The organism is Ectothiorhodospira marina, from assembly GCF_900109495.1.
Classification (GTDB): Bacteria; Pseudomonadota; Gammaproteobacteria; order Ectothiorhodospirales; family Ectothiorhodospiraceae; genus Ectothiorhodospira; species Ectothiorhodospira marina.
The window spans coordinates 193,552-204,311 of the sequence record NZ_FOAA01000004.1 but is presented as its reverse complement, the minus strand read 5'-3'; the positions used below and the strand labels follow the sequence as shown (position 1 = coordinate 204,311).

Sequence of the window (10,760 nt, the reverse complement as noted above, 5' to 3'; positions counted from 1 at the left end):
GACCTGCATGACCCGACACAAATCCATCACCGTAAAGTTGGCCTTCTCCACCTTGATGAACTCATACCTCAGTTCGACTCTTTGGCGAAGAAGGCAGCCGCCTTCTTCATCGTTCGCGCCTTGAACTGCAGCTTTTTCCGGCCGCGAGCAATAACGAAATTACTTGACAAATGGTTCTGTGGACCACACCATCGCACTGTTCTCTGCCAGTGGCAGCAGAACCTACAAAGGCCTCCGCTGAGCCAGCCTGGCGAATCAGCGGTACTTTTATTTCCATTTCGGCCCCCTCCTGATCATTTCTACCGTGGATGGCCTCCCCGGTACAGTGGGCGTGTCTGCCAAAAAAGCAGTCACGAAGTCCGCCTGGCCGCTCTTTCGCTTGAATGCGATAACGACCACGTAATCCTCCAGCACCACGGCCACTCTGCGGCTGCCGTCGTAGCATTTTCGTTTTTTATCCCACCCTTGGTAGCATTCACTCTGCGGATCCTGCAATGCGGCTTTGATCCAGTCCAGCCTTCTCGCCCTCGGCAACGAAAATGTATCCTTATTGCCGTCTCGGCGGGATGACTCAAAGCAGCAATGGTCAAAGTCCCGCTGGCGAAACCGTACTTCAATGCCATCAAATGCCCGGATCGGACCGCGACAATATATCGCCTCGAAGTGAGCGCGGTATTCCGCTTCGCTGGCCAGTTCAAGTAGCGGGGGATAGGACAAAAGTCACCAGCCCCCGGCCAGATTGATGCGGAACACGTTAAACTTCTGTTCGCCCTTGTATGTCGGTGCAAGCTGGCGCCCGATAAGCGCCTCGTAGTGTTCCAGTGTCCGAGCTTTGGCGCTACCTTCGCGTAACCGATTATTGAGGCGGTATGCGGCCATTCCACTCAGCACATCGGCTAACTGGATGAGCACCGACTCCTCAGAACGGACTGCCTGAACTCCGTGCACTTCCGAGGAGAGGTTAGAATAGTCCAAACACCTGCACAGTACATGCAAACGGTCACGCCTCCGGTTGCTTTTGAAGTCCACAAAGACACTGTATTCATTGAAATCCAGTATCCAGTGGTGCAGCAACTGATAATAGAACTTGTAGAACCCCAGCTCTTGATCGTCTTCGTGGTAGAGCTTTAGATCGACCTGACTATGATCCACGGCAATACAACGAAAACGCAGTTGATCGCCCTTGCCCTGAAACCACTCTACCAGTTGCTGATAGAAGGCGACTCTTGACGGAGACACCTTCTGCCACTTGAACTCCCCCCCAATCCGATACCGTTCGCGCAACTGATGAATCTCAGCTTTGAAGGATTCACGCTTTGATGTAGGAAGCCAGAGCCCGCCAATGACCATGAACTGACTCTGAGGGTTTTGGGAGCCCAGCAAGTCAGGCCGGCTTTCATCGCAATATACGTCAAACTTCACGCCTGATCCCCACCGTTTTCCGCCTGTTCCTGCTTAAACTCCGCCGTCTGCCATAGGGCTTCGGGATCAACGCCGAGTTCGTTGTTTTGATCAGTCACTAATGGAATCCGTGCGTAGGCTAATGGCTGGTTGGTTTTGTGCGGGCCTTGACGACGCTCATCAGAGCGTGGCCACGATATGGCCTCGACTGGATGGGTTGGTAATATGCTTTAGTCGAACCGATCCGAGACGTTTTCAAGCAGCCTCTTTCCATGGATCACTGCCACGATAAGAATCATTCCGGACGCAACCCGATATATCAAACGATAGCTATAGACAAATCGCTCTCGGATAGTGTCATCACGGATCTCCGGGACAGTGCGACCTATAAGAGGAAATTCACCGATGCCCCTGGAAACCGACAACATCTCGGAAACCACAGCCCGAGCGTAGAACTCAGAATCCCTGGCTATAAACCCGGCAATGGTTCAAGGTCCTCGGTCGCTTCAGGTGACCACCTTACATCGAAGTCCATTTACTGAAGTTCTTCTCCGCATCTTTCTGGCTGATCGTACCCTCCTTCTCAGCCCGCTCTATGCCTCTGCGGATTTTTTCAACCACGTAAAGGTGATACTGAACATCTTCAAGCGAACAATCGTCAGGAAGCTTGTTGAGAATAGCCTTCACTTCATCCTTTGCTGTGTTCATGAGGTATCACCTCGGATTTTAGCGCATATAGCCGATAGGCATGGAAGACATGCCGCATATGAGGCCCTTGGTCGGCAACCGCTGCAAGAACCCGCGTCAGCTCATCTGGCAGGCTGTGGATTTCCCAGGGGACGGCGGCAAAAATCCGGCCTGACACATTCAGAGGTTATCCGGATTCGCCGCCTTGCGTCTGGCCTCTTCCTTACTCACCAGGCCTCGCTGGAGCATTTCCTTGAGGCCCTGGTCGAGGGTCTGCATGCCGACGCCCTGACTGGTCTGGATGGCGGAGTACATCTGCGCGATCTTGTTTTCCCGGATGAGGTTGCGCACGGCTGGAGTCCCCAGCATGATCTCGTGGGCGGCGCAGCGGCCGCCGCCGATCTTTTTCATCAGGGTCTGGGAGATGACCGCACGCAAGGATTCGGAAAGCATGGCGCGCACCATGTCCTTCTCCGCTGCGGGGAAGACATCGACGATGCGGTCGATGGTCTTGGCGGCGGAACTGGTATGCAGGGTGCCAAAGACCAAGTGACCCGTTTCGGCAGCGGTGAGGGCTAGACGGATGGTTTCCAGGTCACGCATCTCCCCCACCAGGATGGTGTCGGGATCTTCCCGCAAGGCGGAGCGCAGGGCCTCGTTGAAACCCAGGGTGTCGCGGTGCACCTCGCGCTGGTTGACCAGGCATTTCTTGGATTCGTGCACAAACTCAATGGGATCCTCCACCGTGAGGATGTGCCCGTACTCGGTCTCGTTCTTGTGATTCACCATGGCCGCCAGGGTGGTGGACTTGCCCGAGCCGGTGGGGCCCGTCACCAGCACGATGCCGCGGGGATATTCGGAAATCTTCTCGAAGATCTTGGGGCAACCCAGTTCCTCGAGGGTGAGAATCTTGCTGGGGATGGTGCGGAAGACCGAGCCGGCGCCACGGTTGTGGTTGAAGGCATTCACGCGGAAGCGCGCCAGGCCGGGGATCTCGAAGGAGAAGTCGGTTTCCAGGAACTCCTCGAAGTCCTTGCGCTGCTTGTCGTTCATGATGTCGTACACCATGGAATGGACCTGCTTGTGGTCCATCGCGGGTACGTTGATGCGCCTGACGTCCCCGTCCACCCGGATCATGGGGGGCAATCCCGAGGAGAGATGCAGGTCGGAAGCGCCATTCTTCACGGCAAACGCGAGCAATTGGGTGATATCCATCCAGCCCCCTTTAATGTCCTGTCCTCACCTGAGCACGGATGTAACGCCTGCCAACAGGTGACTCTGATCAATGCCGAATATAGCATAGGCCCATGACCCAGCTATGCGATCGAATCCAGGCGGTACAGGACCGCCTACAGGCGGCAGCTCAGCGCTTTAGCCGCCCCATTGAAGACGTCCAGCTCCTGGCCGTGAGCAAGACGCGCCCCGCGGAAATCGTGGCCCAGGCCATGGACTGCGGGCTCCGGGAGTTCGGCGAGAACTACGCCTCGGAGCTGGAGGAAAAGTCCCGAACACTGAGTGACCGGCAGCCTGCCTGGCATTTCATCGGCCCCATTCAGAGTAACAAGACGCGCCTCATCGCCGATACGGCCCGCTGGGCGCACTCGGTGGATCGGGAACGCATTGCCCGCCGACTGAGCGAGCAGCGCCCCGTTGGCGCCGTGCCGCTGAATGTGTGCCTGCAGGTGAACATCAGTCAGGAGGACACCAAATCCGGTGTCAACCTGGAAGCCCTCCCGGCTCTGGCCGAAGCCGTGGCCCCCCTGCCCGGCCTGACACTGCGCGGCCTGATGGCCATCCCTGCCCCCAGCGAGGACTTTGACGAGCAGCGACACGCCTTTGCCCGCTTGCGGGAAGCCCAGGAAGACCTGATCCGGCGCGGCTTTGATCTGGATACCCTCTCCATGGGCATGACCGACGACCTGGAGGCCGCCGTGGCCGAAGGCGCCACCATTGTCCGCGTGGGCACAGCCATCTTCGGTGCCAGAGGATAGATGGCAGGGCATACGAATCCACCCGGCGTTCGGGTTACCATAACGCCCCTACAGACATAGCCATGGCGGGCCATCCCATGAATGAGACGATCGCCTTTATCGGCGCCGGCAATATGGCGCGCAGCCTCATCGGCGGACTCATCGCCGATGGCTGGAACGAGGACGCCCTCTGGGCGGCCGACCCGGACCCGCATCAGCGAGATGCGGTGAGCCAGCGCTGGACCGGTGTACACGCAACCGATGACAATGCCGCAGCCATCGCCCATGCCCAGGTACTGGTACTGGCGGTAAAACCCCAGGTGCTCGGCGAGGTGTGCCGGTCGCTGGCCGCACAGGTACAGGAACGACACCCCCTGGTGGTGTCCATCGCCGCTGGCGTGCGCGGTGCGGATATCGAGCGCTGGCTTGGGGGTCATTTGCCAGTGGTACGCTGCATGCCCAACACGCCGGCGCTGGTGGGTAGTGGGGCCACGGGCCTGGCCGCCAACCCTCATGTGAGTGATGAACAGCGTGACCTGGCGGAATCCATTCTGAGGGCGGTGGGGCTGGCCGTCTGGCTGGACGATGAGGCCCAGCTGGATGCGGTGACGGCCCTGTCGGGCAGCGGACCGGCCTATGGCTTCCTGTTCATCGAGGCCCTGGAAGATGCCGCCGTGGAACTGGGCCTGCCCCGGGAAACGGCTCGATTGCTGGCCTTGCAGACCGTCTTTGGCGCCGCCAAGCTGGCCCTGGAGTCCGATGAGGATGCAGCCACCCTGCGCACCCGGGTGACCTCCAGGGGAGGGACCACCGAGCAGGCGCTGGCGCAGCTGGAATCCGGAGGGCTGCGCGAACTGATGCTGCGCGCCCTCACCGCTGCCCGCGACCGTTCCCATGCACTGGCCGACCAACTGGGTCGGGACTGAGGTTTATCCATGACGCACGCGTTTCAAAACGTCGCTGACTTTCTGATCTCCACGCTGTTCAGCCTGTATATCCTGGCGGTAATGCTCCGCACCCTGCTGGCCATGTCCCGGGCGGACTTCTACAACCCGGTGTCGCAGTTCCTGGTGACCATCACCAATCCGCCGCTGCGGGTACTGCGTCGGGTGATCCCTCCCATGGGTCGAATCGACACGGCGGCCTTCGTACTGGTGCTGGTGCTCAAGATGCTGGAGATCTGGCTGATCACCCTGCTGCACGGGGTGGGCATCCCCCTCTTCACCCTGTTCATGGTGAGCGTGCTGGCGCTGATCCGCCTGGTGATCTGGATCTATATCATCAGCATCATCATCCAGGCAGTGATGAGCTGGTTCCAGGCTGGCGGCGCCATGGGGCGCAATCCGGTGGCCGATCTGGTGTTCAGCCTGAACCGCCCCATCCTGGCCCCCATCCGCAACATCATGCCTCAGACCGGCATGGTGGATCTGTCACCACTGGTGGCCATCATCATACTGAACGTGCTGCTGATCTTCGTGGGCTCTATCTGAGTAGGGCACTGAATACCAGCATGCTTCTCTCGGGAGGGGCTCTCCGCCCCTCCCGAAGGGAAAGGCGGAGAGGAATGGACCTTGGGCATGGATGCATCCATTACCCTCGGGGGACATAGGCGGTGCACCACCCGCCCTCTGATACCAGATGATTGGGGAAAACCGCACACGGACCCCACTCCTGGGCGTCCGGGTCGGTGTACAGCAGGCAGTTCCCGCACTGCTGACCCTCTTCGTGATCGGCATGATCCACCTGCGTGGCGTCATGCCGGTAGTTCAGGGCCTGGGCATCGGCGGAGTCTTCCTTCAGGTGCGGCAACGCGTCATCCTCTGCCGAGACCGTGGACACCAGCCCCGCCATCGGAGCTGCCATCACTCCAGAGGCGGCAAGCTTCAGAAAGTTGCGACGCTTCAGATCAGCCTGTTTCATCTTCATCTTTCTCCTATCGAACGGAATGGCATCGCCCATCGGCGCTTCAGGGCAACTGACGGCACCCGCCGCGTCCACGGCCGCGACGATGGCCGCGCCCCATGCCAGGGCCTGTCATTTCAATGTGTTGGGCTTCTTCGGCGGGCATGGCCACTCTTGAGCCCACGGCCACGGCGTCCTGGCTGCGGCCCATGCCGCGACCTCGACCCAATCCCTGACCACGGCCCATCATGACCTGCCCCATGCCGGACATCTTTCTTGCTCTGTTTCGCATTGCAGAATTCTCCTCTGCGGTGTGTTCAGGCCCATTATGAACATATGTGCATAATATGCAAACCCCACGGGCGCCCCATGCGTCATCGCCCCACGGGAATCACACGGGATAAGGAGTCGAACGATGAGCGATCAATGGTGGCAATGGCAGGACAATACCCTGGTGCTGCATCTCAAACTGCAGCCCAAGGCCTCGCGGGATAAACTGGGTGAGCCGCTGGGTGATCGGCTGAAGGTGTATGTCACCGCCCCGCCGGTCGAGGGGGCGGCCAACGAGCGCCTGATCAAGCTTCTGGCCCGGCACTGCGGCGTGTCCAAATCCAGCGTGAGCCTGGTAAGAGGAGAAACCGCCCGGGAGAAGACGGTAGCCATCCACGCCCCAAGACGGCTTTTGGCAACACTCCAGCTTTGCGCCAAGGAATAATGGAGTCACACCAGGAGCCGGCTCGCCTCCAGGTCAGGATCAGGCCCAGGACACGAACAGCATGTACACACCATAAGCGGCCACCGCGCCGCCGGCAATGCCGCGCACCCAGGGCTTGCGCACGAAGCGGGCCAGGCGAGCGGCAAACACCCCCATGAGCAAGAGGTTGGGCAAGGTACCCAGGCCAAAAGCCAGCATCAGCGCCCCCCCTTGCAGGGCGCCCCCAGCAGTGAGCGACCAAATGAGCACGCTGTAGACCAGGCCGCAGGGCAGCCATCCCCAGACCAGCCCCAACCCCAGCGCCTGGCCGGGTGAGCGCACCGGCATCATGCGCCTTCCCAGGGGTTCCAGGCGCCGCCACACCACCCCACCTGCCCGCTCCAGCCGGGTGAGCCCGTACCACCACCCGGCCAGGTACAGCCCCAGGGCAATCATGAACAGACCGGCCAGGATCTGCAGCACCTGCTGGGCATGGTGCATGTCGGTCAGATGGGCGGCAAAGCCACCCACGCCCCCGGTCAGCACACCGGCCAGGGTGTAGGTGATGATGCGGCCACTGTTATACGCCAGGAGGAAGGGCGCCAGCCGGGGGCTTTCCTCACTCTGGGCGCCCTTCACGCCCAGGGTCAGCGCACCGACGATGCCGCCGCACATGCCCACGCAATGCACGCCGCCAAGCAGGCCGACGACAAAGGCGGCGAGGAGGGTTCCGGGTTCCAGTGACATGTGACTCCTTGGGTGGTCGATCAGAGTTGAGTCGTGCACGCCGCAGGGCCGTTCGCGAACGGCCCGTACGCACGCGCGAACGCTGTGCGCGCGGTGTACGCCGCGTTACGCGATCAGGGCATCAGTTCCCGGAAGTCGCGGATGGCGGCGAACTCGCCGGTGTCCACCTCGTCACGGCGGGTATCGGGCCTGCGTACGGCGCGCAGGTGGGCGATGCCGAAACGCTGGGCGGCGCGCAGCACATCCAGATTATCGTCCACGAACAGAGTACGGGCGGGGTCGAAGGGTTCCTTGGCGTGGAACTGCTCCCAGAAGCGCTGATCCTCCTTGGGACGCCCGTATTCATGGGCACTGATCACCCGGTGGAAATGCCCTTCCAGGGCGGTCAACGTGAGCTTCATCTCCAGCCCGCCGCGATGGGCATTGGTCACCAGCACCAGCCGGCGGCCCTGGCGGCGCACGGCGGCCAGAAAGGCCGGCACGTGTTCATGCACCGCCACCAGGTGGGCCACTTCCTGCTTGAGGGCAACGATATCCATCTGCAACTCCTGCTGCCAGTAATCCAGACAGTACCAGCTGAGGGTCCCTCGGACCGCGGCATAACGCTTCATCATGCCCTCGCGGGCCGCCTGCGGCGCCATGCCGTGACGTTCCGCGTAGCGGCGGGGCAGATACTCCAGCCAGAAATGATTATCGAAGTTGAGATCAAGCAGGGTACCGTCCATGTCCAGTAACACGGTGTCCACGTCGGTCCACGGCAGGCTTGGGGCTGTTGGCTTCACGGTGCGGGGGTCCTCGAGAAACTCAAAAACGTGAAATCCGGGCCTTGAGACTTGCGCCGGCAAGCATGAGACTACCCTATCGACCCATCACAGGGCACCCAGACACCATGCCGCAAAAACCTCAGATCCTCAGCCGCCGCACCGTGGCCCGCAGCCGACTCTTCCAGGTGGAGGAGCTGGAACTGCTGTTTGCCAACGGCGTCCGCACCCGCTTTGAACGCCTGGTGAGCTCGGGCCGGGGCGCGGTGTTGATCGTGCCCATGCTGGATGACGACACGGTGTTGCTGATCCGTGAATATGCCGCCGGCACACAGCGCTATGAACTGGGCCTGCCCAAGGGGCTGGTGGAACACGGCGAGGAACTCCTGGAAGCGGCCAACCGCGAGATCATGGAAGAGGTGGGCTACGGCGCGCATCAACTGGATTACCTGACTGCCATGACCGTGGCCCCGGGGTATCTGAGCCACAGCACCCATGTCATCCTGGCCCGTGACCTCTACCCGGAGCGTCGTCCCGGTGACGAACCTGAGGACATCCAGGTGGTACCCTGGAAGCTCAGCCAACTGGACCAACTCATCGCCCTGGACGACTGCACCGAAGCGCGCTCCATCGCCGCCCTCTACATGGCCCGCGACCAACTCTCGAGAATCTCATGACACTGGACGAACGCTCACTGGACCTCCTTCTCAACAACGCCTGCCGCATTGCCCGCGAGGCTGGCGCGGCCATCATGACCATTTACGGTGAAGGCTTCGATGTCACGGAAAAGGCCGATCGCACGCCACTCACGGAGGCGGACATGGCGGCACACCGGCATATCGTCCAGGGCCTTGGCGAGTTGACCCCGGCAATCCCCATCCTTTCAGAGGAGTCGAACCAGATCCCCTTCAGCGAACGCAGACAGTGGTCCAGCTACTGGCTGGTGGATCCGCTGGATGGCACCCGGGAGTTCATCAAGCGCAACGGCGAGTTCACCGTGAACATCGCCCTGATCCAGGACCATGAACCGGTGCTGGGGGTGGTCTTTTGCCCGGCCCTGGATCTGCTCTACAGTGCCGCCCGAGGCTTGGGGGCCCATCGTCGCCAGCCATCAACGGCTGCGGCCGAACCCATCCAGGTGAGCCACGGGCAGCGCATCCCCGTGATCGCTGGCAGTCGATCCCACGGTACCGAGCGCTTACAGGCTCTTCTGGAACGCGTGGGTGAGCATGAACTCATCAGCATGGGCAGTTCGCTCAAGTTCTGCCTGGTGGCCGATGGCAGGGCCGACTTCTACCCTCGCCTAGGCCCCACCTGCGAGTGGGACACGGCAGCAGCGCACTGTGTTGTCCGCGAGGCGGGCGGGCAGGTCACGGATGTCCGGTTCGAGCCGCTGCGCTACAACACCAAGGATTCGCTGCTCAATCCCGAATTCCTGGTGATCGGCGACACGGACCACGACTGGAGCCGGTACCTGGAAGGTCTTTGAGACCTGTTTACGCCTCTCAGATGCGGCGGGTCAGGCCCGCCTGCTGCATGAGCTGGGCGGAGATCTCCTCAATGGAGCGCTGGGTGATGTTGAAGAACGGGATCCGCTCACGCTTGAAAAGCCGCTCCACGGCGCGAATCTCCATCAGGCATTGCTCCATGCTGGCATAGCCACTGTCGGGGCGGCGCTCCTTGCGGATCTGATGCAACCGCTCCGGGTCCACGGTGAGGCCAAACAGCTTGTGGCGGTAGGGCTCCAGCACCGCCGGCAGGCTGCCACGCTCGAAATCGTCATCCGCCAGCGGATAGTTGGCGGCTCGCACCCCGTAGGTGAGTGCCAGGTACATGCAGGTGGGCGTCTTGCCGGCCCGGGACACGCCCATGACCACCACGTCGGCCATGGGGTAGTCGCGAGTGGTCGCGCCATCATCATTCTGGATAGCGTAATGCAGGGCATCAATGCGCTCTGAATAGGCACGCACATTCCCCATGCCGTGAGATCGCCCGGCCACGCGCTGGGCGGTCACACCCAGTTCCTTCTCCATGGCGCCGGTAAAGGTCTCAAAAAAGTCAAAGACCACGCCGTCGCACTTGGCCAGGTGGGTTCTGAGTTGGGAGTCGATGAGGGTGGAGAACACCAGGGGCTTGACCCCATCGGATTGGGCCGCCCGATTGATGCGTTGCACGGCCCATTCCACCTTGTCGTCGGTGTTCACGAAGGGCAGGCTCATTTGCTGGAAGGAGACCTGCTCAAACTGGGTGAGCAGGGTGTGTCCGAGGGTCTCGGCAGTGATGCCGGTGCCGTCGGAGACGAAAAAGACGGAGCGGATCATGGCCATTCTCCTCGCGTGCAGCCAGTGTTCAAAAAAGAGCCCCTCTCCCCGTGGGGTGAGGGGCGGTAGGGGCACCGTGCCCGTCGCTCCCCTCATCCCCCACCCTTCTCCCCCGAGGGGAGAAGGGAGTTGAGATAGCCCCTCTCCCCCCGTCGGGAGTTGAGGTAGCCCCTCTCCCCCCGTCGGGAGTTGAGGTAGCCCCTCTCCCCCCGTCGGGAGTTGAGGTAGCCCCTCTCCCCACCGGGGAGAGGGGTTGGGGTGAGGGGGCGGGTGCGCC

General features: G+C 61.3%; 16 protein-coding genes. 6 read left to right on the top strand and 10 right to left on the bottom strand.

Annotated features, from left to right (window positions below):
* Nucleotides 1-267: 267 nt before the first annotated feature.
* From BMY52_RS15135 to BMY52_RS05780, 5 genes are all read right to left on the bottom strand, one after another.
* Nucleotides 268-717, bottom strand: a complete 450-nt coding sequence (locus BMY52_RS15135) for a hypothetical protein (protein WP_143050430.1) — start codon at nt 715-717, stop codon at nt 268-270.
* Between the two features lie 3 nt (nt 718-720).
* Nucleotides 721-1,422 (bottom strand): DUF3800 domain-containing protein, encoded by a 702-nt coding sequence (locus BMY52_RS05795; RefSeq protein ID WP_090252040.1) that lies wholly within the window; start codon nt 1,420-1,422, stop codon nt 721-723.
* 209 nt (nt 1,423-1,631) lie between these two features.
* Nucleotides 1,632-1,829, bottom strand: coding sequence for a type II toxin-antitoxin system RelE/ParE family toxin (locus BMY52_RS05790; RefSeq protein WP_245740633.1), 198 nt, complete (start codon nt 1,827-1,829; stop codon nt 1,632-1,634).
* Between the two features lie 91 nt (nt 1,830-1,920).
* Nucleotides 1,921-2,109: a hypothetical protein gene (locus tag BMY52_RS05785; RefSeq protein WP_090252037.1), complete on the bottom strand. Its 189-nt coding sequence runs from the start codon at nt 2,107-2,109 to the stop codon at nt 1,921-1,923.
* Between the two features lie 159 nt (nt 2,110-2,268).
* Nucleotides 2,269-3,303: a type IV pilus twitching motility protein PilT gene (locus BMY52_RS05780; protein WP_090252035.1), complete on the bottom strand. Its 1,035-nt coding sequence runs from the start codon at nt 3,301-3,303 to the stop codon at nt 2,269-2,271.
* A 92-nt stretch (nt 3,304-3,395) separates the two neighbouring features.
* On the opposite strand from BMY52_RS05780, the gene BMY52_RS05775 reads away from it, so the two are divergent.
* The 3 genes from BMY52_RS05775 (at nt 3,396) to BMY52_RS05765 (ending at nt 5,548) form a co-directional block, all read left to right on the top strand.
* Nucleotides 3,396-4,079: a YggS family pyridoxal phosphate-dependent enzyme gene (locus tag BMY52_RS05775; protein WP_090252032.1), complete on the top strand. Its 684-nt coding sequence runs from the start codon at nt 3,396-3,398 to the stop codon at nt 4,077-4,079.
* 77 nt (nt 4,080-4,156) lie between these two features.
* A complete protein-coding gene (proC, locus tag BMY52_RS05770) occupies nt 4,157-4,984 on the top strand; it encodes a pyrroline-5-carboxylate reductase (protein ID WP_090252100.1) in 828 nt (275 codons plus the stop codon).
* 9 nt (nt 4,985-4,993) lie between these two features.
* Entirely contained in the window at nt 4,994-5,548 is a 555-nt protein-coding gene (locus tag BMY52_RS05765; RefSeq protein ID WP_090252030.1) for a YggT family protein, read from the top strand.
* Between the two features lie 100 nt (nt 5,549-5,648).
* Here the strand turns inward: BMY52_RS05765 and BMY52_RS05760 are convergent, their stop codons facing one another.
* Nucleotides 5,649-5,984 (bottom strand): high-potential iron-sulfur protein, encoded by a 336-nt coding sequence (locus tag BMY52_RS05760; RefSeq protein WP_177169860.1) that lies wholly within the window; start codon nt 5,982-5,984, stop codon nt 5,649-5,651.
* Between the two features lie 40 nt (nt 5,985-6,024).
* Complete coding sequence (locus BMY52_RS05755) at nt 6,025-6,252, bottom strand: hypothetical protein (RefSeq protein WP_143050429.1); 228 nt, start codon at nt 6,250-6,252, stop codon at nt 6,025-6,027.
* 123 nt (nt 6,253-6,375) lie between these two features.
* On the opposite strand from BMY52_RS05755, the gene BMY52_RS05750 reads away from it, so the two are divergent.
* Nucleotides 6,376-6,675: a DUF167 domain-containing protein gene (locus BMY52_RS05750; RefSeq protein WP_090252024.1), complete on the top strand. Its 300-nt coding sequence runs from the start codon at nt 6,376-6,378 to the stop codon at nt 6,673-6,675.
* 39 nt (nt 6,676-6,714) lie between these two features.
* Here the strand turns inward: BMY52_RS05750 and BMY52_RS05745 are convergent, their stop codons facing one another.
* Both BMY52_RS05745 and yrfG read right to left on the bottom strand, forming a co-directional pair.
* Nucleotides 6,715-7,401, bottom strand: coding sequence for a sulfite exporter TauE/SafE family protein (locus BMY52_RS05745; protein ID WP_090252021.1), 687 nt, complete (start codon nt 7,399-7,401; stop codon nt 6,715-6,717).
* Between the two features lie 113 nt (nt 7,402-7,514).
* A complete protein-coding gene (gene yrfG / locus BMY52_RS05740) occupies nt 7,515-8,183 on the bottom strand; it encodes a GMP/IMP nucleotidase (RefSeq protein WP_281244068.1) in 669 nt (222 codons plus the stop codon).
* Between the two features lie 107 nt (nt 8,184-8,290).
* Here yrfG and nudE point away from each other — a divergent pair, with 107 nt between their 5' ends.
* Both nudE and cysQ read left to right on the top strand, forming a co-directional pair.
* Nucleotides 8,291-8,839 (top strand): ADP compounds hydrolase NudE, encoded by a 549-nt coding sequence (nudE, locus tag BMY52_RS05735; RefSeq protein WP_090252019.1) that lies wholly within the window; start codon nt 8,291-8,293, stop codon nt 8,837-8,839.
* Complete coding sequence (gene cysQ / locus BMY52_RS05730; RefSeq protein WP_090252017.1) at nt 8,836-9,651, top strand: 3'(2'),5'-bisphosphate nucleotidase CysQ; 816 nt, start codon at nt 8,836-8,838, stop codon at nt 9,649-9,651. The genes nudE and cysQ overlap by 4 nt, the downstream gene beginning before the upstream one ends.
* Before the next feature lie 16 nt (nt 9,652-9,667).
* On the opposite strand, the gene ppsR is transcribed toward cysQ, so the two are convergent.
* The gene (ppsR, locus tag BMY52_RS05725; protein WP_090252014.1) at nt 9,668-10,483 is read right to left on the bottom strand and encodes a posphoenolpyruvate synthetase regulatory kinase/phosphorylase PpsR; all 816 of its coding nucleotides are present in this window, start codon (nt 10,481-10,483) and stop codon (nt 9,668-9,670) included.
* Nucleotides 10,484-10,760: the final 277 nt, after the last annotated feature.